Origin of the sequence: Leptolyngbya sp. O-77 (assembly GCF_001548395.1) — a bacterium.
Classification (GTDB): Bacteria; Cyanobacteriota; Cyanobacteriia; order Elainellales; family Elainellaceae; genus Thermoleptolyngbya.
Genome location: NZ_AP017367.1, coordinates 1473830 through 1498489 on the forward strand (window position 1 = coordinate 1473830; position 24660 = coordinate 1498489).

Here is a 24660-nt window from a genome sequence, read left to right on the forward strand (position 1 = left end):
CATCCTAACGCAGAATAATAAGGTTTGTAAATTTATCTCTGACCTAAGACGATTGCTTCAAGGAACCGGGGTTGTCCAGTCTTCTGGTGTAGTCTTCTGGTGTAATAGTCTGAAGAGTCTGAAGGGCGATAGTTGGGAGCATGACGGACGTGGGAATCATCACAACGGGATTGGGGATTGCAGCAGGGCTGGTGGGACTGGGGGCGATCGCCTGGGAGGCACAGTTTCGCCGTCGTCCGGGCAATGCACTGGTACTCACTCCCGGCGAGTGGAACCTGGATGTCTACGAGCCGGATCGCTACGTGCTGGTGGGCGATGTGGAGTTTCGCAACCTGACCGAGCGGCTGGAGATCATGGTGCCGCACGTAGAAGCCGAGGTGACGCTGCTTTCCAAAGACTCCCTCGACGGCATCACGCACCGCATCTGGGTCACGCCGAAACACGCCGACGCGCCCGCCCGCGCCGATGGCTACTGGTTCGGCTATATCGTCAAAGTGGGCAAGACCACCCACGCCGAAGTAACGCTGGAAATCAAGGGCCCCGACCTCAGCAGCCTGCAAGCCGCCTGGGTACGCATTCACTATGTCACCTACGGGCCGCAGGGCCGCATTCCCAAAGTGCGCCATATTATGGTGCCGCTGAAGTTTCCCAGCAGCGAAGACTCGCACCGCTGGCGACCCACCGCCGCCGCCGACGTGCTGCCCATCCGCACGCACCTGCTGACGCACCTGGACGACCCCATAACGGTGGTGAAGCGCTATGTCATGCCCCACGCTCAGCCCGGCGACGTAGTGACCATTGGCGAAACGCCCGTCGCCATTATGCAAGACCGCTTTCACCATCCCTCGGACATCAAACCCGGCTGGCTGGCCAAGCGCCTGTGCTATTACTTTTTGCCCACCTCCAGCCTGGCCACCGCCTGCGGAATGCAAACGCTGGTGAATATCGTCGGGCCGTGGCGCGTGGCGGGGGCGTTTTTGGTGGGGGCGATCGCCAAAAAATTCCTCAAGAAACCCGGTCTGTTTTACCAGCTTGCGGGCGAACAGGCGCGGCTGATTGACGACGTGACGGGCACGCTGCCGCCCTACGACCAGTTCATCGTGCTGGGGCCCGAAAATCCGCAGCGGGTGGTTGACCAGATCAAGCAAGAAACCGGACTCTCAGCGGCGATCGTAGACGTAAACGACCTGAAAGCCGTAAAAGTGCTAGCCGCCACCGCCGGACTCACCGATGAATTTCTGACGCAAGCGCTGATCAGCAACCCCGCCGGAAACGCCGACGAGCAAACCCCCGTCGTCCTCATCCGCCCCATGAAAAGCTAGTTGAGTGCTGTATCTTGTCAGTATTGCTGTATCTTATCGGTATTGTTATAAACACAGTAAGTGAACAGAACTTGATCGAAGTTCATAGTCTTCACCAAGTCCTATGATATCAGAAGTGTTGAATCTCGATACACAACTTTACAAACCTGGAGATTTTTGGCGAGTTTGAGCTTCTGTTAATGAGAATGGGGTCAGTAGTCAGACCAATTCGGTATCACCAGCACCAACGCACAACTTGGCACTACCCGCCAAAATCTTAAGATTCAACACTTGTGCTATGATATGTCTACTCCAAGACATACAGCCTTGATCACATAGAATAATCAAGTAGATTCATTTGACCAGAAATTGTGTTTTTAGAAAATACAGCCAATCAACCACCAGGGCTGTTTGGTCTGAAATATTCAAATAGGGATTTTACTCAGAAGAAAGCCTGGGGGAAAAACTGCTTCAACTCTTCTCTACCTGCTTCTCTTTGTGCATATTTGCACAATCGCAGCTTGGAAAATATATACATTAAGCTCAATTCAAGTCTAAGGGTTGAACATTCAAATATCAGCACATCTAGCTTTTACGGAATCGATCCACAATCGGAAGATCTTTTTTATGCGTTTGAGGCTCAATTTACACCTTATCAACAATATTTAATTGGAACACTTCCAGGAGTTGACCTGGTTACACAAGCGAGGGAAGGAAGGACGAGTGCATCCCACTTTTGCGATGAGTAAAAGTGCTTAGTTCTAGACTTTGGCGATAGCGATAAACTTTGAGTATTGTACTTTTACCCGATACCTGTCATGGACGCTGAGAAAAAAGCCCAAATCCAAGCCCATGCTCGTGCCCTTGCCGCTCTGCTATACGAGGAAACTGACCCAGAGCAAGTGAAAACGTTGGCAGGGATTGAGGCGGCAGTGCGAGGACATCTGCTCGAACATGTCAGCCCAGAGATCGGGGATTTTTTATTGCAACAAGTAGCGGCACGACAAGTGGACGAAAGCGTCGCATCGAGAGCATCCTTGGACAACTGCAAGTGAGTGAGAAACAAGCTCAAATTCTGGAGGTGAAAGCGTACACACGATGGAGTCCTTACCTGGAGCGGTGTTGTTTGTTGGTGAGTGCCAATGAATCGTATGAGCGGGCGGCAGAAGACATTGAAGTGTTGACTGGGATAAAGGTTTCTCACAGTACTCAACAGCGATTAGTGCATCGTCAAATCTTTGAGTTACCGCAAGTGGAAGAAACGGTTGAGGAGATGAGTATCGATGGAGGTAAAGTGCGATTGCGAACACCCGAAGGAGAACCGAGTGAATGGCGAGATTACAAGGCAGTGAATCTGCACGAGTCCTGTGTTGCTGCCTTCTTTCAAGACAATGAGCAGTTGGTCAACTGGGTCAATGTTCAGTCTTTATCTGACCCATTGACTTGTATTGGAGATGGGCATGATGGGATCTGGAATGTCTACACCCAGATTGGCAACCAGACCCAAAGACGGGAGATTTTGGACTGGTATCACTTGGTTGAGAATTTGGGCAAAGTGGGTGGTTCTGTGCAACGTTTAGATGCCGTGGAAACCTGTTTGTGGCAAGGCGATGTCGAGGGCGCAATTGCACAGTTTGAGGATTGGCAACACGAGCGGGTTACGAATTTCGTTAGCTACCTTAACAAGCATCGACAGCGGATTGTCAATTATGGCTACTATCAAGCTGAAGGAGTCTCCATTGGTTCCGGGGCAATTGAATCGACCGTTAAACAACTTGGGCGGCGAATCAAGATATCGGGGCGCAGTGGGACAAAGATAACGTTCCGCAGGTGCTGAAGCAACGTTGTGCCTACCTCAATGGGCAATTCTCAACATGAGTCTTGCAAAATTGGGATGCACTCAGGAAGGACTTGCTTACAGGCAATAGAGATCAAGCTAACAGCCTTACCTGATAACACAACCTGTGACTTATCAGAAGATTTTTACGGTTGCGAAATCGTTGTAAGACCAGATAGCATTGTCTACTTGGCTTGTAGTATTGCAGAAACTTTTAGACACTCTCCATCTTATATGAAGGATCTTATAGGAGAGCATTTTTCAGGAGTTTCCGACTGGACAGAGCCAGATTGTGTCATACCCTATATCCCACAGATGATCAGTGTCATAGACTCAATAGCTCTTTCGATTTTGGATAATCAAAAGCCTTTTTTGATGCAGCCTATATGGAAGACTGAGGGGAAATCATCTAAGCTTTCAGAGAATTGTTTAGATGTTTTTGTTTGGAGCAATCTTGCCTTCACAAGATTATTCATCGACTTAGCCAAGCTAGAGTTAAGGACATTTGGCCGAATACGATTGATTGCAAGACACACTCGAACTGTTGTTTGGCTATTTAGAATGCTGTATGACTTCAGTACTAATGGCTCATTCAGCCACAGAAGAATTATAGATGCATTGTCGTACAACACTAAGAATGACAAGGCATTTGCGGTGAGTGGTAGAGTCACTCATGCCTACATGAAATCTGAAGCACTAAGACGACCAAGAATTCAAAAAAGTGAAATAAAAAGAATTATTTTAGGTGGAGGTCAAAATCTCTTAAGTCCTGAGAGAAGACTTGATGCTATAATTTATGGCTCTCCTGACTTGTTTAATTAGCAGAGTGGATTTCTAAATTGTGATTCTTTAGTGATGAGAACAGTAGACTTATTCTGTGGCTGCGGGGGTTTGTCACTTGGATTTCAAAACGCTGGATTTGATATAGTTGCTGCTTTTGATTCTTGGCTTCCAGCAATTGAGGTCTATAAAGATAACTTTCAACATCCTGTATTTAAGAAAGATCTTGCAGAAACCGAAGCACACCTGGATATAGCTAAATTGAATCCAGACGTTATTATTGGTGGGCCTCCATGTCAAGATTTTTCAAGCGCAGGTAAAAGAGATGAGAGCCTTGGTCGAGCAGACTTGACTCTAAGTTTTGCAAATATTGTTTCGCAGGTCAAACCGCGTTGGTTTGTCATGGAGAACGTTGAGAGAATTGCAAAAAGCCATGTTTTAAAAACAGCTTTAGAGATTTTTAGAGCGGAAGGATATGGCTTGACTTGCTCAATTTTGAATGCCAGCTATTGCGGTGTCCCCCAGGTTAGAAAGAGGTATTTTTTGATTGGGCAACTTGGCAGTGAAGATAGCTTCCTGGATTCCTATTTAACCAAGAATCAGTCAAAAAAACCTATGACTGTTTTTGAATACTTGGGTCATAGTTTAGGAATCGAGCATTTTTATCGCCATCCAAGAAGCTACAAGAGAAGAGCTGTTTTTAGTATTTACGAGCCTAGTCCAACAATACGAGGTGTAAACCGTCCTATTCCTAAGACATACAAGAAGCACCAAGGGGATGTTTGTGAAATCAATGAGAACTTACGTCCTTTAACGACAATCGAGCGAAGTTACATCCAAACATTTCCCAACAACTTCAAATTTAGAGGCAGTAAATCAGATCTGGAACAAATGATTGGCAATGCGGTTCCCGTGAAGCTCAGCGAATATGTTGCCCGCTGTATACTTGAGTACATTGAGGACTCTTCCAGGAATGCTTATTCTTTACCTCCGGTTCAGTTAAAACTATTTGAGAAAGCATCCAACTATCAGGGTACGTTTGCAATTTAGAGACTTTCAAACAAGGGTTGAATTTAGATTTTGCAATAAGCAACGCTATTGTAGATAGCATAAAAGCGGCATAAAAGCTTGGTGATGAGATTTCAAGATCACCTCCTGAGCAACTCACTGTTAGTGAATATAGTGAATACTATTCAACAAACTTTATGCTCTCTGCCAGTGGTTCAAACAGTTGCCGCGCTTCGGGTGTGCCGACGTAGCGCCAGTGCCAGGGTTCATAGTTTACGCCCTGCGGGTTGTTTTCAGGAAAAGACAGCTCAAAGCCGAACTCGGCGGCGCGGCGCGTCAGCCACGCATAGGCCGCTGTTTTGCCAAAAGCCTCGCTGATGTCCATCGCCCGCGCCAGCCCGTCTGACAGGTCAACGGCGTAGCCTGTGTGATGCTCACTGTGGCCAGGAGGAGCCACCGCCCGTGCTGCTGCTTCGGCTGAGCCGTATTGCTGCGTTTTCAGGCGAAACAGGCGAGTTTGCCGCTCATAATCCCGAAAGCCTGACACGGGCACAATCCACACGCCATCCAGCCGGGCCGCGTCGATCATCTTCAGCAGTGCCAGCCCCGCGTCGGTGTGCAGTTGCTCAAACCGCTGGGCTACATCCTGGGAATAGCTGGCGACGACCATCAGATCGGCTGGGTCGGCTTCGGCAAAGGCGAAGTGTCCGTAGCGGGGCAGCGGTCGGGGGGCCCGACCTTCGTCACGGTCTTCGGTCAGATCTCTGGCAGGATTCGCTGAAGTGGAAAGGGCGATCGCCCCTTCTGCCCCTTGCATCACGGTCTGACCAGTCTGGCTCTCCGACCAAGGCAGACGACCAACGTGCAGCGCCAACGGATTCCAGACCGAGGGGTTCCCCAGCGAATGCAGACCCAATGCCCCTAGCAAAACCCCTAGCCCCAGCAACAGCGGCAGCCAGAACCGCCTAACCCACCGCCTCAAAGCATGGGGCGATCGCCCCCAGAACCAGCCCAGTGGTCGCGAGCGCACCCAGACAGTCGGCTTGGGCGGTTCAGCAGTGGGTTGAGAGGAGGAGGTTGCAGGCTGAGTCATGACATATTCCAGGAATCATGGGGGGCAGGAATCATCGCGGAACAGAATCCAGCGGCGCAGTGCCCGGTAAAAACGCGGTGAGGGCATCCAAACAGCGATCGCGCCCATTGCAAGACGGCTCGGCAGCGGCCGTCGGAAACTCACCACAGCCTTTTGCCATCCAGGTTTCGACAGGCGGAAACAGAGCAACCACATGGGGCACAGGGCGCGGCGTATAGTCCACCAGCAACTCATCTCCGTAGGCCAGCGACGCGCTCGCGCCGGAATCCAGCATCACCACCTCCCGCAGCCCCGCCCGACTCAGCAATTCACCCAGCGCCACGGAATCGATCCGCTCCTTGGACACGCCCACCACGGGTTGCCCTGCCTGGTCGATGCCCCAAAATGCCCGGTGGCGGGGCACGTCAAACCCAAACAGGTCGCGGAACGTTTCGGGCGATCGCCCTTTGCCGTCTTTCACCAGCCACGCTCCGGCGACAAACGCATCCGTCACGTCGGGCATCAGCTTGCGAAGGCCTGCCAGCGTGTTGTGCTGCTGCGGGTCAAAAGGCACAAATTTCACCGCATCAGGGCTAACCAGCACCAGCGGTCGCCCGACGATATTGGCGAGATCCCAGGCGCTTCCTGGCACAAACTGCCCCGTGTTTTGGCTGTAGACCGGGCCGATCATGATGTTGGAATCGAGCTGCTTCATCGAAAAGAAGCCGCCATCTACCGCAGCAACGGCGGGCGTGTCGGCAATAATTTCAGACACTTGATAGCGGCTGTCGGCGTGGAGCGTTACCGGGCGACCGCCAGCAAACAGCACCAGCGATACGCCATCCAGCGCGATCTGCCGCTTGCGAACCGGAGCCGTGAAGTTAAAGGCGCTGCCCAGTGGCGGCAATGGCGCACCGCCATCGGCCTGGGCGATCGCCAGCGACAGTTTCGACTGCCCCAATCGGTCGATGCTCAGCAAATCCGCCGACTCGCTGGCAAACCGATCGACCTGGTTGCTCATCGTCAGCGCCGAGCGATAGCCCGCCCGCCGCACGGCTGCCTTTACCCGCTCGTCGTAGTTGCCTTCGGGATAGACAAAGTGCTTCACCGAAACGCCCAGCTTTTCTTCCAGAATGCGCTTGGATTCCGTCACTTCCCAGCGCAGTTCGGAATCGTCCAGGTCGGCCAGATTTTTGGGATGGGTAACGCTGTGAGCGGCGATCGCCACCAGCGGGTCGGCTGCCATCTCCCGCAATTGCGCCCAGGTTAGTCCCGGTCGCCCATAGTTGCGCTCAACCTTGCCCGTGTAGATCGAAAACACGCCCGGATAGCCATACTGCTTCAGCAGCGGATAGACATATTCGTAATGCCCCAAATAGCCGTCGTCAAAAGTCAGCAGCACGGGCTTCGGTGGCAGCGGTGCGCCCGTGGCCAGGTGCGCCACCAGTTGATCTAGATGAATCGGAGTCAGCCCATTGTCCCGAATCGCTCGCAGGTGCGCTTCAAACTCTGCCGGGGTGACATCAAAAAACACTTCCTTGCGAGGCAGCACGTCATGATACATCAGCACAGGCACACGCCCCAGCCGCACCTGCGGGTGAATTTGGGGAAAGGGAGCCGCCAGCGGCAGCGCCGTCAGCACGTCACCCAAACTAGAGAATAAAGGCCCAGCATCAGCCGCAGAGTCAGCCCTGAGACGTGCCAAATGCCTTGGATTCGCTTCTGGGTTCGCTTCAGTGTTTTGGGCAACTAGCGCTTGGGCAACGAGTTGATCCACCGGGCACTCAGTTCTAAACCGCTGCGCTTCTGTCTCTAGTGCCCTATCTGACGGCTCCGCAGCGCTGCCTACGCCCAGCCCACCCAGCGACAGGCTGCCCGCCAAGGGTAGGGCGATCGCCCGCGTAATCCATCTCCGTGTCACTCCTCGAACCCTGGCCAGGGAGCGATCCCTCAGCCCAACGAACCCGCCACTCCCGCGAGACCGCGCCATAGAGATTGAATGATAAAAAGACCTCTGCCGCTATGTGTAACGGATTGCGAAGCAGATTCTAGGTGCGCTAGCCAACATCCATCAAAGCTTCACCTGTTGCTAATTTTTTCTTAATCTTTTTCAGAAATTGCTGATTCGTGGCTTTTCGGTATGTCTACTGAATCTAGATTGCATTCGTTAACAATCGAAACTCATCGGGCATTCTAGGGCTGTGCTGGCGTAATTCGCGCATGACTAAGTGACATGAATGGGTATAGCCAGATACACCTGAATCAATTGCGTGCGATCGCGCTAGGCGAATGCAACCGAGTAAAATGCGAGAGGCTTGAATGAACGTCGTTCCGACCGAAATTCCCGACGTGCTGATCCTGGAACCCAAGGTGTTTGGGGACAGTCGCGGCTTTTTTTTTGAGAGCTACAACGAGCAGGTTTTTCAGGATAAAACCGGGCTAAACGTTCGGTTTGTGCAGGACAACTATTCCCGCTCCGCCAAAAACGTGCTGCGGGGAATGCATTATCAAATTCAGCAAACTCAGGGAAAGCTGGTGCGCGTTACTGTGGGCGCTATTTTCGATGTGGCGCTGGACTTGCGGAAATCATCGCGCACCTTTGGGATGTGGGTAAGCTGCGAACTGAGTGCGGAGAACAAGCGCCAGCTTTGGATTCCGCCAGGTTTTGCCCACGGGTTTGTGGTGGTGTCAGACGTTGCCGAAGTGCTGTATAAAACGACAGACTATTATGCGCCGCAGCACGAACGCAGCATTTTGTGGAATGACCCTGATTTGGCGATCGCCTGGCCACTGGATGGTGAACCAATTCTCTCTGCCAAAGACCAGGCAGGCACGCCGTTTTGCAAGGCGGAGGTGTTTGCATGAGCCGGATTTTGATTACGGGCGCAACCGGGCAGGTGGGGCAAGAACTGGTGCGATCGCTCGCGCCCATTGGTGACGTGATTGCGTGCGATCGCACTCGTATAAACCTCGCCGCGCCAGACACGCTCAAGCAAACGATCTACGAACTCCGGCCGGACGTAATCGTGAATGCGGCTGCCTACACTGCGGTAGATAAAGCAGAACAGGAAACGGATTTGGCAAATACCATCAACGGCATGGCTCCAAAAATCCTGGCGGAATGCTGCAAGGAAATAGGTGCATCCCTCATTCACATTTCCACAGATTACGTATTTGACGGCACGAAGAATACGCCCTATCTCGAAACCGATGCGCCCAATCCCGTTGGTGCGTATGCCAAGTCGAAGCATTTAGGAGAGGTAGGGATTCAAGACGTACTGGGCGATCGCCCCAATCAGTACATGATTTTGCGAACGGCCTGGGTCTACGGTGTATCTGGCACTGGGAACTTTGTGAAAACCATGCTGCGCGTGGGCAGTAACCGCGAAGAACTGCGCGTAGTCATGGATCAAATCGGCAGCCCCACCTGGGCAGCGGATCTGGCAAGGGCGATCGCAGGTTTCACCGTCCGCGCCCTCAATGCATCTACCGTACCCCCCGCAGAACCCATCGGCGGCATCTACCACGTTACGAATACGGGCGTGATTAGCTGGTATGACTTTGCGGTTGCCATCTTTGAAGAAGCCGAAGCCCTGGGCTATCCGCTCACCGTGCAGCGCGTCGTCCCCATCACCACCGACGAATATCCCCTGCCCGCGCCCCGCCCTGCCTATTCCGTGCTGTCGGGCAAAAAGACTGCCGCCCTGCTAGGCGACTACCTCCCCTACTGGCGGCAAAGCCTGCGGCGAATGCTGGTAGATCTGCACGCTTCTGTTCCCGCTCATTCCTGACCCCCATTCCTAACCTTTGGTGAACCCCATGAAAGCCATCGTCCTCTCTGGCGGCAAAGGTACGCGCCTGCGACCGCTGACCTACACGGGTGCAAAGCAACTGGTTCCTGTGGCAAACAAGCCGATTCTCTGGTATGGACTGGAGGCGATCGCCGCCTGTGGCATCACAGAAATTGGCATCATCATCAGCCCCGAAACGGGTGAAGAGGTGAAAGCCAAAACGGGCGACGGCAGCCAGTTTGGCGCACAGATCACCTACATTCTGCAAGATCAGCCTGCGGGTCTGGCCCATGCGGTCAAAATCGCCCAGCCATTTTTGGGCGACGCACCGTTTGTCATGTACCTGGGCGACAACCTGGTGGAAGGCTGCCTGGGTGGACTGGTGGATCAGTTCAAGACCAACACGCTGGACGCGCTGACGCTGCTGTGCGAAGTGCCGAACCCGACCGCCTTTGGCGTGGCAGAAGTGGATAGCAACGGACGCATTATCCGGCTGGTGGAAAAGCCCAAAGTTCCCCCGTCAAACCTGGCGCTGGTAGGCGTTTACCTGTTTTCGCCCAAGATTCATGAGGCGATCGCCCAGATCCAGCCCTCAGCCCGTGGCGAGTTGGAAATTACCGATGCCATCCAAAAGCTGATCGATCTGAATCATAAAGTCGAGGCCTTTAAGCTCCAAGGCTGGTGGCTCGACACTGGGAAAAAAGACGACCTGCTAGAAGCCAACCGCCTCATTTTGGACAATTACTTGCAGTCCAGCATTCGCGGCGCTGTGGATGAGAGCAGTCAGATTTCCGGTCGCGTTGAGATTGGCGAAGGTTCCAAAATCGTGAACTCTACCATTCGCGGGCCGGTGTCTATTGGCAAGAATTGTCATATCGAAAACTGTTTCATCGGGCCATACAGCAGCATTGCCGACGGCGTAACGCTGGTCGAGACCGATCTGGAACACAGCGTTGTGCTGCAACAGGCAAAAATCGTGGGCATTCACCAGCGCATCGTGGATAGCGTTATCGGACAGCGAGCCAACCTGCGCGTTGCGCCCCAGCGTCCCAAAGCCCTGCGGTTTATGATTGGCGACGATTGCCAGATCGACCTGGCTTAGTGAATTGATAAGGAAATGATGAGATAAGGCGATGATGAGACGTACTCACTCGGCTCCTCATCACCCCCTCCCCTCATCCCTCATCCCTCCCCTCATCCCTCATCCCTCATCCCTCATCCCTCCTATGACCTCTACCCCTCGCTCTCCCCGCCGCATCCTGATCACTGGCGGTGCTGGCTTTATCGCGTCAAACCTGGTCTACCACTGGGCGGAAAAATATCCGGGCGATCGCCTCATCGTTCTAGACGCACTCACCTACGCGGGCAACCGCAAGACTCTAGAACCGCTAGAGACCAATCCAAACTTCCGGTTTGTGCAGGGCAATATCTGCGATCGCCCTTTAATCGATTCACTGTTGCGAGAAGAGGCGATCGACACGGTGGCGCACTTGGCAGCGGAGTCCCATGTCGATCGCTCGATTTTGGGGCCTGGCGCGTTTGTGCAGACTAATGTGGTCGGCACGTTCACGCTGCTGGAGGCATTTCGGCACTATTGGGACGGTCTGGGTCAGCCCGAACACTTTCGATTTCTGCATGTTTCGACTGATGAGGTGTATGGCAGCCTCAATCCCGATGACCCGGCGTTTAGCGAAACCACGCCCTACGCGCCCAACAGTCCCTATTCTGCTTCCAAAGCGGGCAGCGACCATCTGGCGCGGGCTTATTTTCATACCTACGGGATGCCGACGTTGATTACCAACTGTTCCAACAACTACGGCCCGTTCCATTTTCCCGAAAAGCTGATTCCCTTGATGTGCATCAACATTTTGATGGGGCGATCGCTGCCGGTGTATGGCGATGGGCAGAACGTGCGCGACTGGCTGTATGTGGGCGACCACTGCCGGGCGCTGGATACGGTGATTCACAATGCCGCGCCCGGTGAAACTTACAACATCGGTGGCAATAATGAGGTGAAAAATATCGACCTGGTGCATAAGCTCTGTGACCTGATGGCAGAACTCGCGCCCAGCCTGCCCGCCGATCCCCGTTCGCTGATTACTTTTGTGAAAGACCGTCCGGGGCATGACCGCCGCTATGCGATCGATGCGACCAAAATCAAGTCTGAACTGGGCTGGCAACCCGCCGAAACCCTGGAAACCGGACTCCGCAAAACCGTGCAGTGGTATCTGGACAACACCGCCTGGTGGCAGCCGCTGCTCTCGGCTGAGTATCAAAACTATTACCAAAAGGTATACGCAGCAAGGCTCGTGCAGGCGGGCTAGGATGATTTAGGCTGGCAGCAAAGAACAAGATAAGAAAGGCAACATGCAGGGTTTGCCGTAACGCTGTAGTGGCGGTGAGGGTTTGCCCTGAGTAAGGAACTCCCGCACTGCCACACGGTGCTTTTCACATTCAATGGACTATTGCCTCAGCTTGGGATGGTTTCGCAGTTGTTTGTGAATTTGCTTCCAGCGTTGTTTTTCGGCGAGTTGGGCTTGCTGATCTTGTCGCCGTTCCAGATAAGCTAGCTCGCCTTGTAGCTTTTGGTAGCTGGCGAGCCGTTTGGGGTCAAGCGTTCCGCTGGCGATCGCCCCTTGCACTGCACAGCCCGGTTCCTGATCATGCCGACAGTCGCGAAAGCGGCACTGAGTCGCCAGCGCTTCAACATCCTCAAAGGTTTGGCTGAGGCTGTCTTCGGTGGCCCAGGGCTGCAATTCACGCATTCCTGGCGTATCCAGCAAGAGCGTGCCAGAGGGCAACAGCCAGAGCGATCGCCCAGTGGTGGTGTGTCGTCCCCGGCTGTCGTCGGCGCGCACGGCTTGCGTGGATTGGACAGCGTGGGCTAGCAAACTATTGGTCAGCGTAGATTTGCCCACGCCAGAGGAGCCAAGCAGCGCCACCGTGTGTCCGGGTTGCAGGTAGGGGATGAGCGCATCAATGCCCTCGCTATGCAGAGCGCTGATGGCCACGATCGGCACGCCAAACGCCACCTCTTCTAGCTCAGCAAGGCGATCGCCAAAGTCAGGACACAGATCTGCTTTATTTAGCACGATCACAGGCCGTGCGCCGCTATCCCACGTCAACATCAGGTAGCGCTCCACCCGCCGCAGGTTAAAGTCGTGGTCTAGCCCAGTCATGAGAAACACGGTGTCTACATTCGCCGCGATCACCTGTTCCTCGGTTTTGCTGCCAGCAGCCTTCCGCACAAACTCGCTCTGGCGAGGCAGCACGGCGTGGATGATAGCGTGACGGTCTGATGAGGAAGCGATGCCGTCTGGCGAGGCGAACGCCAGCGCCACCCAATCGCCCACCGCCGGAAAGCTGCGCGGACTCGTTGCCAGATGGCGAAATTTGCCGGAGACTTCAGCCGAGTATTCTCCTGTTTCGCAATAAACTTGATAGCGGCCGCGATGCTCTTGAACCACGCGAGCAGGCCCATAACCCGCCGCTCGATACGGCGAAAAGTGGGGCGCAAAGCGATCGCTCCAGCCCAAGGCTGGAAGTGTCAATTGAGTTGTCATTGGATTTCTCTGTGATTCTGAGATTCTGAACGTTGAAGTGATGGTTCAAACCATCAGAGGTAAAACATCAGAGGCTCACAGAGGACAAGTCCAATCGCTTGAAAATCCAATCGCTTGGAGTTTGGGTTCCTCTAGAGCCTGTATGAAAGCTGTGTAGTGCGATTCCATACTGACTCAGGCATACCTGACATCCTCCAAACGAAATTTTCTATGCAGCTCAAGCTAAGCTTCTATACCAATGTAACACGCTGTAATACAAACTGACAACACAGAGTTGCCGTCCAGGATTTCAGCAGATTGTATTCAAGCAAATCAATCCCAAAAAATAAGGATGCGCCGCATGATACGCAGCACATCCTTGTTTCATACTTAACTTCATGTCACTTCACATGAGATCTCTTGCATGAATGCTTTCATGAATGCTTTGTCTGAGAGCGTGAAACGCTGAGCAGCGGTGCCACCCAACGATTCACGCAAAAGGTCTATAGTTGCTTCAACGGTCTTCAGCGGCACTCCGCCCGAAGCTGACGTAGCTTAAACCTGCACCTCAAAAGAGAGGCTCAAACAACCTCTCAAGAAAACGGAGCAGGACTCTGGATGGGAAAAACCACCTCAAAACCCTACCCCGACCCGGATATTGCGCTCTCGAAAGGAACGTCTGATTTAGATATAGCAAGGTCTCCGGGAGGGAACTGTGTTGTGAGTCACGATCTGAGGGCGATCGCCACTCCTACAATCCACCAGCAGTCTGCCTAGCCAACCTTGACCTGGCTGCTGTCTACTTCCGTTGCGCCATTCACGCCACGAGCAATCGACACAGCACGGCTCAGGAAGTCCTGGCTGGGCACTTCACCCTTCAGCACGACCTTGCTGCCTAACTGCGCCACCCACAGGCGACCCAGGTCATCCAGTTGGGGATCTTCGTCGAAGGCCAGCGCCACACGCTTTGCCAAACCGCTCTCATCGAAGGCACCATCCAACCCAACTTTTTCGGGAGGGATGCCAACCTCTGCGGGCGCAGGAGAAGCAGAGGCATTTGCGGGCTTCTTGCTGCCGGGGAAAAGTCTATCTAGCCAACCCATAGTCTAGGCCTCTCAAAAATTTCAAAAGAGTTCAATTTCAAGTGAATTCACGGCTTCTGGAAATATCCAAAGTCGATTATGGGGTGAGTCCTCTGTTTTTGGGAGGGAAGCAAGGTTAATTTAATAATCTGTGCCAGTGTCCATCAGGCTTTGCAATCTGAAGGAGTGTTTTTCAGTGTTCAAGCAGGCTTGCTGAAAGTAGAGAGTTTCTGATATGCACGATTGGTTTTGAAACTGAGATATTACGTTGTTTGAAGTTTTTCGAGGGTTTTCTGAATCTGGCAAAAGCGCTGCTGTAAACTAGTTTCGACTGCAAAAGGTTATGGTTCGGTCTGGTCAAGGGATTCAGCGTTTTGCGATCGCCCTGCCACAGCCCGAACAGCATTACTCTGATATAACCCTGTCGCTAGATCGTTTGGAGCCTCTATATCCATGTCGCATTCAGTCAAAATTTACGACACCTGCATCGGCTGCACCCAGTGCGTCCGCGCCTGCCCGCTAGACGTTCTGGAAATGGTGCCCTGGGACGGCTGCAAAGCCGGACAAATTGCCTCCTCGCCCCGCACCGAAGATTGCGTTGGCTGCAAGCGCTGCGAAACGGCTTGCCCGACTGACTTCCTTAGCATCCGCGTTTACCTGGGTGCAGAAACCACCCGCAGCATGGGGCTGGCTTACTAGGTTCTACTGATTCCGCTAGAGTCTTGTTACAGCATTTTCTTGCGGGGTGAGGCACATGCTGCCCTCACGAGGCAAGGACTTATTGACCATCCGTGTGCCTCACTAGCTTCAAAAATGCTGTAGCTGGATTCTAGTTAATCAGGTTTTGTCTAGTTAATCAGGTTTTGTCTAAAACTTGTCTAAAGCAGGTGGTTTAAGGGGCATTGCGCCCGCTCCATCGGTTTTTGGATACGCATAGCAACCACGTGCAGGAGGGCGATCGCCCTCCTGTTTTTGTTGCCGATGGCTCCTAGCGCGATCGCCGGTCAAGCGATTATGACCAGCGCTGCATCCCTAGCTGCACTTTCTCCTAAACTAGATTGAGCATTATGAGCATGGGCAACCCCAAACACGTTCGGACAAGCCAGGAGACCAAAAACCATGTGCGGAATTGTGGGCTATATCGGGACGCAGACAGCCAGCGGCATTCTCCTGGAAGGACTCCGAAAGCTGGAGTATCGGGGCTATGATTCGGCCGGCATTGCCACCGTGTGGGAAGGGAAGCTGCATCGCGTGCGGGCCAAAGGGAAACTATTTAACCTCCAGTCCAAGCTGGAGGGCGAAGAATTGCCAGGATTCGTCGGCATTGGGCACACCCGCTGGGCCACCCACGGCAAGCCCGAAGAACACAACGCCCATCCCCATTTCGACATGGCAGGGCAAGTGGCAGTGGTGCAAAACGGCATCATTGAGAACTACCGCGAACTGCGCGAAGAACTGAAGCAGCGCGGCTATGAATTCGTCACCGAAACCGATACGGAAGTGATTCCTAACCTGATTGCCGAGTGCCTGCAAACGATGCGGCAGAGCGGCGAAGCAGAAAGACTGTATTCTCCGCTGACAGAAGCCGTGCGGCGCGTGGTGCAGCAACTAGAGGGCGCGTTTGCCATTGTGGTTTTGGCAGCAGACTATGCGGATGAGATTGTGGTGGCGCGACAGCAGGCTCCGCTGGTGCTGGGGTTTGGGCAGGGCGAGTTTTTCTGCGCGTCGGATGTGCCTGCGATTTTGCCCTATACCCATGCCGTCGTGCCGCTGGAAAATGGCGAAATGGCAACCCTGTCGCCACTGGGGGTGGAGGTGTATACCTTCGCGGGCGATCGCCTCAAAAAGCATCCCCATCGTCTGGCCAGCACCGCCCTCACCACCGAAAAGCAGGGCTTCAAGCACTTCATGCTCAAGGAGATCTACGAGCAGCCCAGCGTCGTGCGAACCTGTTTGGAATCCTATGTCAACAGCGCGTGGACGGCCGCCAGCAGCACTAATCCGATTAACCTCGGCTTGCCGGACGATCTCTATACTGACCTGGAGCAGATTCACATCGTCGCTTGCGGCACCAGTTGGCACGCCAGCCTCGTCGGCAAGCACCTGCTTGAGCAACTGGCGCAGGTCCCCAGCCAGGTTCACTACGCCTCAGAATTTCGCTATGCCCTGCCGCCGCTGACACCCAATACGCTGCTGATCGGTGTGACGCAATCTGGCGAAACCGCCGACACACTTTCTGCTATCCACAGCGAAAAAGACCGTCGCGCCAGTTTGTCCGAAGCCTACCAGCCGCGCTTGCTGGGCATTACCAACCGCCTGCAAAGCACCCTCACGCGCCTGGTCGATAGCGTCATCGATACCCACGCCGGAATCGAGATCGGGGTCGCCGCCACAAAAACCTTTATTGCACAATTGATGGCGTTTTACTGCCTGTCGCTGGATCTGGCCTATCGCCGCCAGACCGTTTCCCTGACGCGACTGGAGGAGTTGCTAAAACAACTCTGGCAACTACCTGCCCAGCTAGAGGCGCTGCTGGAAACCCAGGAAAAGCGGATCGAGGAACTGGCCCATGAGTTTGTGGAAACGCAGGACTTTATCTTTTTGGGGCGCGGCATTAATTTCCCAATCGCCCTAGAAGGCGCACTAAAGCTGAAGGAAATTAGCTACATCCATGCGGAGGGCTATCCCGCTGGCGAGATGAAGCACGGCCCGATCGCCCTGCTGGATGAAAAAGTGCCCGTGGTGGCGATCGCCATGCCTGGAAGCGTTTACGAAAAAGTGCTGTCTAACGCGCAGGAAGCCAAGGCCCGCGATGCCCGACTGATCGGCGTGATGCCGCCCAGCGATCCGCACGCCGCCGAAGTGTTTAACGACCTGCTGCCTGTACCGGAAGTGGATGAACTGCTATCGCCGCTGCTGACGGTGATTCCACTGCAATTTCTCGCCTATCACATTGCTGCCCGCCGGGGGCTGGACGTAGACCAACCGCGCAACTTGGCCAAGTCGGTGACCGTGGAATAGTCACGGAAAGCGTCACGGCTCAGAGCCTGGAACCGGAGCGTCATTTCACGGCGACTTAACGGCGACTTAACGGCGACTTAACAGCGACTCCTGCGTCTGCGTTTGCGCTAACTCAGCGGCGAATGGTCAGGCCTGTCTCGAATCCAGACGGGGCGCGATATTGCTCCGCAACGCTGGCGCGATCGCCCCCAAAATTCCGCCCAACCCGCTTCCCCAATCTCCCTTGCCACGCCTGTCCCCTGGTTTTGCAGCAGCACCGTAAACGCGCCCGCCCCCAGCCCGCCTTGAGGAAACATGCGGTAGCAGGGCACCTCCGCCAGGCACGACTGAAACGCCGCCAGCGGGGGCACTGACACAGGCGCAAACTGGGGAAACCGTTCCAGTAACCAGTCCATCACGCCCTCATTTTCGGCGGGAGAATAGGCGCAGGTCATGTAGGCAAGGTGTCCACCGGGGGCGACTAGCCGCGCTGCATTTGCCAGAATCCGCTTTTGCCGATTGGCATTTTTGTTGATGGAAACCGGATGGAAGCAGCCCGGTGCGGTTTCGCCCTTTGCCAGGAGCGACTGCCCCGTGCAGGGCGCATCGACGATGACCAGATCCGCCGCCTGGGGCATTGCTTCGGCGAGCGCTTGCGAATCCAGGCTGACGGCGGCCACTCGCTGCGGCGCAGTGTTTTCGGCGGGGGTAAAACATCGCCGCAGGTTCGACACCAGGGCCCCCATGCGCTTGCCGATGGTTTCGTTGCTCAGCAAGAGTGCGGGTTGCAGCGTTGTGCCTGCAAAGATGCCCTTGCCGCCAGGGGAAGCGCAGAGGTCGATGATGACCTGGGGCGGCCCACCTGCCTGCTCCCTCAGCAGCGTGATGGGGAAAATAGCGAACACCGACGAAAAATCCAGGCAGTAGAAATACCCCGCCTCGTGCCACGGATGAGCGCCCGGCCGCTCTCCCAGCGCCAGTCGATCGACCAGGGCAGGCTGCCAGGACACGGTGGGGGCGATCGCAAACGGCAAGGCCTCCGGCCGCGGGCGACACCAGAGAATGCACGGGTGAAACGGCTGCGGCTGCGTTAGCGCAGTGACAAAGCGCCCCTGCTCCAGCGGATCATCAAATAACTGGCGGCTGAGCTTGAGCAGAAGGTTTGAGGGCTTTTCCACGGTGTCGATTTTGGATTTTAGTTTGGATTTTAGATTTTGGATTTTTGGGTTGGGCATTTTCAGGGCTTCTGGCAATTTTATTTGTAGGAGAACCTATTCGGAGAACCGACAATCCTGACGACATGCCAACCAAAATCCCCAATCCGAAATCCCCAATCCAAAATTAAGCATTGGGAGTCACAGCGAGGTTGGCAACAGCAGACGGATCATCCAAAACCGTAGCGGGTAGGGTGCGGGCGAAGGTCAGGAGGCGATCGCCACATTCATCTGCCGAACAGCCAGCTACATCAATGGGATAGCGAGGAACGGAACGGCGCGTCAGGTCGTAGGTGTAGGTTTTGTCGTAGTAGGTGAGCAGCAGGTCGAAGGCTTCGGGGAGCCGCCGCGCTTGCAAGAGGGCGATCGCCTCTTGAGTTCGTAGTCCGCCCAGGCGCTTGCGGATGCGCTCGGTGGCGGCGATCAGGTCGTTGGTAGAAAAATCGCCATAGTCTCTGACCAAAATTTCCAGCCGCTCTGCTTTGGGGCGCACCAACTCCAGCACGGCTGCCCGATCCATCTGGCGAAACAGCGCCTCCGGCACTCGGCAGAGTCCAATGCGCTTGCTTTCGGCTTCGATCCACACGGGGCGTGTGGGGTCAAACGCCGCCCAGCGCACAGCAATCTCGTTTTCAAATTGCTCATTGGTGGGCTGGGGCGGCTGTCCCAACATGCCGAAACTGCTGCCCCGGTGGTGGGCGATCGCCTCCAAATCCAGCACTTGTTCGCCGCGTTCCGCCAGCGCGTGCAGCACGGCCGTCTTGCCTGTGCCGGTCATGCCGCCCAGAATCCAGATTGGCCGCATCCATGCGGGAACCGTCAGCGCCCACCGCCGAAAGGTTTTGTAGCCGCCCACCAGCGTCTTCACGGACAGCCCCCCCATGCCCAGCACCCAGGCCACGGCTTCACTCCGCATTCCGCCGCGCCAGCAGTGCAGCCGCACCGGGCCACTTCCGGCGAGCGATCGCGCCTGGGCAATAAACCCAGCAAACTTTGGCCCCGCCAGGGCAAAGCCCAGTTCCACGGCAGCATCGCGCCCCTGCTGCTTGTAGCAAATCCCCACCTGCGCCCGCTCGTCATCGGTAAACAGCGGAAAGCTGATTGCGCCGGGAATGTGTCCCTGGGCAAACTCGGCCGGGCTACGGACATCGAGCAGCACTCCGGGCACAGCCAGAAAATCGGATAGAGCAAGCGCTTGGGTCATGAATACAGCTCAAAGGGAGCCAGAAGAAACCTGAAGGGGGAGCAAAAAGAGTCGCAAAATCCAGAGAATACCTGGCATTTTGTCCAGATGCCTGCCATACTTCCAAACCAGATTGGAAGTGGTATTATGCCGGAGTTCTTAAGCAATTTTATCGGAGCTTTTATATGTCGTTTTCTCCTGAGGAAGGTGCGGCGATTCTCAAGGCGGTGACCATGAGCGGCATGGCAGTGGCGATCGCCGATATGGGAATCGTGTCTACAGCAATCGAAGCGGCGGCTCTAGCAAAGGAAGTCGTGGGTGCAGCCGCCAAGTACCCAACAAACTCGATTATCCAGGGTGTGTTTACCGAAGAAGCGCTGAAGACCTTCAAGCCCGAAACGCCTAAAGACGTAACGCCCGACAATGCGGTAGACATGGCGATCGCCGCAGTGAACGACGCTCTGACGACGCTAGAATCCAAAGCCACTCCTGCCGAAATCGCTGAGTACAAACAGTTTATCTACAGCGCCGCAACCCATGTGGCCGAAGCCGCTGGCAGCGGTCTGTTTGGCTCTGGAGCTAACAAGATTAGCCCTGAGGAAGCTGCTACGCTGGCGAAGCTCAAAACGGCGCTGGCGATTTAAGCTGGCAATTTGCTAGCAATTTTATAGAAAATTGCTGAAAGCCTTACAGACACTTGACTGGCAATCCAAACAAAATCACAAATCTAAAATCGGGAATCGCTAGCAGATTACACTTGCTTGATCGCCAACTCGCTACAGGCCGCCATAGATCGATTGCAATAGCCCCGATTCAGAGGACTGTCCTAAAATCTTTTGCTGCAATAGGCTGATTTGCCAGGCATAGCGCGATCGCCCTTGCTCAAGCGTGCCATGAGCTAACTGACCGACCTGCGCCAACAGACTCGCGGCGGCCGTGGGGTCGCGTTGCATCCAGCCTGCCAGCGGATGCTCCCAGGTTTGCAGAAACTCCGTAACCTGATAGCGGGCATCCGCTGCGGCTTCGTCGTCGGGGTTGCCTGCTGAGACGTAGAGATCCACAGCGGCGGGTTCCAGCGGCATCTTCAGCGCGGATTCTCGAATGGCTTGCCAAGTGGGCGCAAGGAGCATCGCCAAAATATGCAGGGCGTTGGGCGTTTTGAACTCCTCTGGATCGAGCGAAAGGTCGCCAAGCTGCGTGTCGCCTGTCTGCTCTAGCCAATATTCACCCAGCGCGGCGATAAACGGCTCGACGACTTCCCGCAGCACAACCGCACAGAGCGATCGCCCCACGGCAGCATAATCGGCAGCAGCATAATCGGCATAATCCGCTGCGGCAGCGTCCGTTTCTCCCCCAGACTCGCCCATCAGCCGTTGAGCCGTTTGTAAGTCCTGCTGGCTTTGGGCATTGAGGCAATACCAGACTTTCTTGCCAAGGTGCGCTTTTATGTTTTTGGGAAATGCAGGTTTGGGGAAAGCAGGTTGAGGAAAGACTGGGGCGCTGGGCGTTGGGCTTGCAGAACCCGCCTGCTGATTCGGTAATGCAGATTCCAACGCAAATTCCGCCGAGACCGCATCCTGCATTGTGTCGATCATTGTGTCGATTTGGGCTTGCGGTTGTGGGATGGTGGCTGGTCGGCGCAGTTGATTTTCGGCGTGATCCGGTTCGGCCTCGGTCTGGGAGCGCGGAGTCTGCGGCTGTTCGGCGGAGAGACGGTCTAACTGCTGCTGCAAATGGGCAAGCTGCTGGGTGAGCGCGTTGATGTGCTGGTCTTTTTCAGCTAGGAGTCGATCTTTTTTTTTAAGCAGATCGGTCTTTTCCGCGATTTCCAGCGCGTTGAGGGCGGCGCGAATCAGGTTGAAATAGTGCGGCTGGGAGACATCCACAGGTTGAGCCTCGGCACGGCTCTTGCCCAAAAATCCCCAGGTTTCTTTGGGGCGAGTGGCCAAAAGCTGCCCTTCAGGATTGTAGATGTGCAGTTCCCGCTGGCCCTCTACGGTGGTGATGTGGCAGGTGTAGGTGCGGTTGTTGAAGGGGAAGGCGAGTCCAGCAGGAGGGGAGAGTGGGCTGGGCTGGGGTTCGGCCGAGTTAGGCGGAGGGGCTGGCAAATCTGGGATGGGAACGCCGCCAGGAAGACGGATGCCGATGAGTTCTAGCTCGACATTGACCTGACCGTTCCACTCGTTGAGGCGGAGGCGGTAGGCGATGTCAATGGGACTGGGTAGGGGGCAATATTCGCCCCAACGCCAGGCGATCGCCTTCATGCCGGACTCGTCATCGTCCTGGGACACAACGACGCGCAGATGGGAGCGGTCTTTGCCGATCACCTGCTGTTCTACAACGCGGACATTGGGAGTCCAAAATACGGGGTCGGGGTTGCCGATGCCGCAAGGGTGGAGCCGATCAATCTGCTGATACAGGTCGAGGGTGAGGTCGCGCAGGTTGGCCTGGGCATCGACTTCGATCAGCGGGCGCAGGTGCTGGGGTTGCAGGTGCATGTTGGCGAAGATTCGCAGGCGCGATCGCACGTCCTCCAAGTTCTCTGTGGCCAGGGAAAAACCGCCGGCCGCCCGGTGTCCGCCAAACTTGTCGAGGATATCGGCGCAGCATTGCAGCGCGTCGAACACGTTGAATTCGGGGATGCCCCGCGCCGAGCCGCGAATCCGCGTCGAGTCGCCTTCTTCATAAGTGCCAATGAACACGGGCACGCCGTAGCGCTCCACCAGCCGCGATGCGACGATGCCAATCACCCCATGATGCCAGCCGTCCTTCACCAGCAGCAGTACGCGGTCGTTTTGCAGGTTTGGCGCGTAGGCCTCGGCAAGGGCGATCGCCTCCTGTTCGATCAGTTCGCACAACCGCTGCCGCAGTTGGTTTACTTCTTCGCACTGCATCGCTCGCTCCAGCGCCACGCCCGGATCGTCTGTCGTCAGTAGGTCGATGACGATATTTGGGTCGGCAATACGCCCCACGGCGTTGATCCGCGGCCCCAGACGAAACCCAATGGCTTCTGGCTTCAGCGCGTCCTGCTCTGGATTCACGCCAGCCACCTGGATCAAAGCCTGTACGCCTGCCAATTGCGACTTGGGTAGTCGCCGCAGCCCCCGTTGCAGCCAGCGCCGATTTACCCCCGTTAAGGGCGCTAGATCGGCGATTGTGCCCAGGGTAAATAGCTCCAGCAGTGGCCCGGTAAGATCCTGGGTTTGCCCTAGCGCTTGCGCCAATGAGATCGCTAGGATGTAAGCCACGCCCACGCCGGCCAGCCCTCGATAGGGCGAACTTTCGGCGATTAATTTGGGGTTGAGAATAGCATGGGCGGGGGGGAGTTCTGGCGGAATGTCGTGGTGATCGGTGACGATGACGCGCATTCCCAGATCGCGGGCAAAGCCAATGGGCCCCGCCGCCGCGATGCCGTTGTCTACAGTTAAAATCACCCGCACGCCCTGGGCATGAAAGTCTTCGACGATGCGATGGTTGATGCCGTAGCCCTCTTTCATGCGGCTGGGAATTTCTGACTGGACGCGCCCACCGAGCGATCGCAGCGCCCGCAACAATAGCGCCGTGCTGGTCATGCCGTCGGCATCGTAGTCGCCGCAGATGGCGATTCGCTGCTGTCGGGCGATCGCCTCCTGCAAAATGCTCACCGCCTCTGCCAGGTCAGGAAACTCGTCCATTGGCGAGGCCAACTGCATCAGTTCTGGATTGAGAAATACCTGCGCCTGATCGGGCGTGTCGATATCCCGATTCAACAAGACTTGCCCCAGCACGGGGCTGAGGTCGGCCACTGCCGCCAGCCGCGCCGCCCGCTCCGGATCGGCATCCGCAATTTGCCAGCGCTGGCTGGGAATGCGGTGGGAGCGGGAATGGAGGGGGGAGGGGGAGGACACGGTGGGGGAAGAGGGAAGAACGAAGAGGGAAGAACGAAGAGGGAAGAACGAAGAGGGAAGAACGAAGAGGGAAGAACGAAGAGGGGAGAACGAAGAGGGAAGGGGGAATTGCGGGGGGGCGATCGCTCTCCCTGCACCTCATCTTTATCCCAAGGGTACAACCCTATGATCTGAAATGGACTGATTTTTGATTCTGGAAGGTTGCCAGGGGTGCTGATGCGGCGATTGAGGGCGATCGCATCTTTCTGCGTCCCAAAACCCAGAGGTGATAATTAAGAAGAGAATGGTTGATCAAGCTGTTTTTCCCCTTCTCCTTGAGCCTCTTGCAATCTCAAACTTCCTCTCTTCCCCTAATTCTCGGTGTCACGGGCGCATCTGGGCTGATCTATGCCGTGCGATCGCTCAAGTTTTTGCTTCAGGCAGATTATGCCGTCGAACTGGTTGCGTCCAAATCGACCTATATGGTGTGGCAGGCAGAACTGGGCATTCGGATGCCTGCGGAACCTGCCCAGCAGGAGGAGTTTTGGCGGCAGCAGGCGAGCGTAGAACAGGGGGGCAAATTGCGCTGTCATCCCTGGGGGGATGTGGGAGCCAATATTGCCAGCGGCTCCTTTCGCACGGCGGGGATGCTGGTAATGCCGTGCAGCATGAGTACCGTGGGCAAACTGGCGGCGGGCCTCAGCTCTGACCTGCTGGAGCGGGCCGCAGATGTGCAGCTGAAGGAAGGGCGTAAACTAGTAATTGTACCCCGCGAAACGCCCTTTAGCCTAATTCATCTCCGGAACCTCACGACCCTGGCCGAAGCTGGAGCGCAGATTGTGCCAGCGATTCCGGCCTGGTATCACCACCCGCAGACGGTAGAAGATTTGGTAGATTTTGTCGTGGCGCGGGCACTGGATCAGTTTGGCATTGACTGTGTACCGCTCCAGCGCTGGGAGGGACATTAGGGGTCGGGAGGTGGGG

19 protein-coding genes and 1 pseudogene are annotated in these 24660 nt (G+C 55.3%); 13 read left to right on the forward strand and 7 right to left on the reverse strand.

Going from position 1 to position 24660, the window contains the following annotated elements; genetic code table 11:
- The first annotated feature begins 140 nt into the window (after positions 1 to 140).
- From O77CONTIG1_RS06285 to O77CONTIG1_RS06305, 5 genes and pseudogenes are all read left to right on the forward strand, one after another.
- Positions 141 to 1322: a F420-0:Gamma-glutamyl ligase gene (locus O77CONTIG1_RS06285; RefSeq protein WP_068508983.1), complete on the forward strand. Its 1182-nt coding sequence runs from the start codon at positions 141 to 143 to the stop codon at positions 1320 to 1322.
- Between the two features lie 350 nt (positions 1323 to 1672).
- A complete protein-coding gene (locus O77CONTIG1_RS28325; RefSeq protein WP_156434987.1) occupies positions 1673 to 2050 on the forward strand; it encodes a HindVP family restriction endonuclease in 378 nt (125 codons plus the stop codon).
- Between the two features lie 69 nt (positions 2051 to 2119).
- Positions 2120 to 3179: pseudogene (locus O77CONTIG1_RS06295) on the forward strand (ISKra4 family transposase).
- On the forward strand, positions 3160 to 3960 hold the full coding sequence (locus tag O77CONTIG1_RS06300; protein WP_084782274.1) for a HindVP family restriction endonuclease: 801 nt from the start codon (positions 3160 to 3162) through the stop codon (positions 3958 to 3960). The pseudogene O77CONTIG1_RS06295 and the gene O77CONTIG1_RS06300 overlap by 20 nt, the downstream one beginning before the upstream one ends.
- A 69-nt stretch (positions 3961 to 4029) precedes the next feature.
- Positions 4030 to 4968 (forward strand): DNA cytosine methyltransferase, encoded by a 939-nt coding sequence (locus O77CONTIG1_RS06305; RefSeq protein ID WP_286132569.1) that lies wholly within the window; start codon positions 4030 to 4032, stop codon positions 4966 to 4968.
- Between the two features lie 139 nt (positions 4969 to 5107).
- Here the strand turns inward: O77CONTIG1_RS06305 and O77CONTIG1_RS25395 are convergent, their stop codons facing one another.
- Together O77CONTIG1_RS25395 and O77CONTIG1_RS06315 are read right to left on the reverse strand one after the other, a co-directional pair.
- Entirely contained in the window at positions 5108 to 6019 is a 912-nt protein-coding gene (locus O77CONTIG1_RS25395) for a D-alanyl-D-alanine carboxypeptidase family protein (protein ID WP_197673335.1), read from the reverse strand.
- Positions 6020 to 6050: 31 nt separating this feature from the next.
- Positions 6051 to 7919 (reverse strand): polysaccharide deacetylase family protein, encoded by a 1869-nt coding sequence (locus tag O77CONTIG1_RS06315; RefSeq protein ID WP_225894701.1) that lies wholly within the window; start codon positions 7917 to 7919, stop codon positions 6051 to 6053.
- 398 nt (positions 7920 to 8317) lie between these two features.
- On the opposite strand from O77CONTIG1_RS06315, the gene rfbC reads away from it, so the two are divergent.
- From rfbC to rfbB, 4 genes are all read left to right on the forward strand, one after another.
- On the forward strand, positions 8318 to 8863 hold the full coding sequence (gene rfbC, locus O77CONTIG1_RS06320) for a dTDP-4-dehydrorhamnose 3,5-epimerase (protein ID WP_068508990.1): 546 nt from the start codon (positions 8318 to 8320) through the stop codon (positions 8861 to 8863).
- Entirely contained in the window at positions 8860 to 9789 is a 930-nt protein-coding gene (rfbD, locus tag O77CONTIG1_RS06325) for a dTDP-4-dehydrorhamnose reductase (RefSeq protein ID WP_068508992.1), read from the forward strand. The genes rfbC and rfbD overlap by 4 nt, the downstream gene beginning before the upstream one ends.
- A 28-nt stretch (positions 9790 to 9817) precedes the next feature.
- Positions 9818 to 10891, forward strand: a complete 1074-nt coding sequence (locus O77CONTIG1_RS06330) for a glucose-1-phosphate thymidylyltransferase (protein WP_068508994.1) — start codon at positions 9818 to 9820, stop codon at positions 10889 to 10891.
- A 124-nt stretch (positions 10892 to 11015) separates the two neighbouring features.
- Entirely contained in the window at positions 11016 to 12113 is a 1098-nt protein-coding gene (gene rfbB / locus O77CONTIG1_RS06335) for a dTDP-glucose 4,6-dehydratase (RefSeq protein ID WP_068508996.1), read from the forward strand.
- Between the two features lie 138 nt (positions 12114 to 12251).
- Here rfbB and rsgA read toward each other — a convergent pair whose 3' ends face one another.
- Both rsgA and O77CONTIG1_RS06345 read right to left on the reverse strand, forming a co-directional pair.
- Entirely contained in the window at positions 12252 to 13352 is a 1101-nt protein-coding gene (rsgA, locus tag O77CONTIG1_RS06340; protein ID WP_286132570.1) for a ribosome small subunit-dependent GTPase A, read from the reverse strand.
- A gap of 752 nt (positions 13353 to 14104) precedes the next feature.
- Positions 14105 to 14434, reverse strand: a complete 330-nt coding sequence (locus tag O77CONTIG1_RS06345) for a BON domain-containing protein (RefSeq protein ID WP_068508997.1) — start codon at positions 14432 to 14434, stop codon at positions 14105 to 14107.
- A 432-nt stretch (positions 14435 to 14866) separates the two neighbouring features.
- Here O77CONTIG1_RS06345 and psaC point away from each other — a divergent pair, with 432 nt between their 5' ends.
- Complete coding sequence (gene psaC, locus O77CONTIG1_RS06350; protein ID WP_012307203.1) at positions 14867 to 15112, forward strand: photosystem I iron-sulfur center protein PsaC; 246 nt, start codon at positions 14867 to 14869, stop codon at positions 15110 to 15112.
- A 420-nt stretch (positions 15113 to 15532) separates the two neighbouring features.
- Entirely contained in the window at positions 15533 to 17434 is a 1902-nt protein-coding gene (gene glmS, locus O77CONTIG1_RS06355) for a glutamine--fructose-6-phosphate transaminase (isomerizing) (protein ID WP_068509000.1), read from the forward strand.
- A 107-nt stretch (positions 17435 to 17541) separates the two neighbouring features.
- Here glmS and O77CONTIG1_RS06360 read toward each other — a convergent pair whose 3' ends face one another.
- Together O77CONTIG1_RS06360 and mnmH are read right to left on the reverse strand one after the other, a co-directional pair.
- On the reverse strand, positions 17542 to 18648 hold the full coding sequence (locus O77CONTIG1_RS06360; protein ID WP_197673336.1) for an RsmB/NOP family class I SAM-dependent RNA methyltransferase: 1107 nt from the start codon (positions 18646 to 18648) through the stop codon (positions 17542 to 17544).
- A 106-nt stretch (positions 18649 to 18754) separates the two neighbouring features.
- The gene (gene mnmH / locus O77CONTIG1_RS06365) at positions 18755 to 19831 is read right to left on the reverse strand and encodes a tRNA 2-selenouridine(34) synthase MnmH (protein ID WP_084782280.1); all 1077 of its coding nucleotides are present in this window, start codon (positions 19829 to 19831) and stop codon (positions 18755 to 18757) included.
- A gap of 164 nt (positions 19832 to 19995) precedes the next feature.
- On the opposite strand from mnmH, the gene O77CONTIG1_RS06370 reads away from it, so the two are divergent.
- On the forward strand, positions 19996 to 20454 hold the full coding sequence (locus O77CONTIG1_RS06370; protein ID WP_068509002.1) for a hypothetical protein: 459 nt from the start codon (positions 19996 to 19998) through the stop codon (positions 20452 to 20454).
- 132 nt (positions 20455 to 20586) lie between these two features.
- Here O77CONTIG1_RS06370 and recJ read toward each other — a convergent pair whose 3' ends face one another.
- Positions 20587 to 23697, reverse strand: coding sequence for a single-stranded-DNA-specific exonuclease RecJ (gene recJ / locus O77CONTIG1_RS06375; protein WP_197673337.1), 3111 nt, complete (start codon positions 23695 to 23697; stop codon positions 20587 to 20589).
- A 323-nt stretch (positions 23698 to 24020) separates the two neighbouring features.
- Here recJ and O77CONTIG1_RS06380 point away from each other — a divergent pair, with 323 nt between their 5' ends.
- Positions 24021 to 24644, forward strand: a complete 624-nt coding sequence (locus O77CONTIG1_RS06380) for a flavin prenyltransferase UbiX (protein ID WP_068509004.1) — start codon at positions 24021 to 24023, stop codon at positions 24642 to 24644.
- Positions 24645 to 24660: the final 16 nt, after the last annotated feature.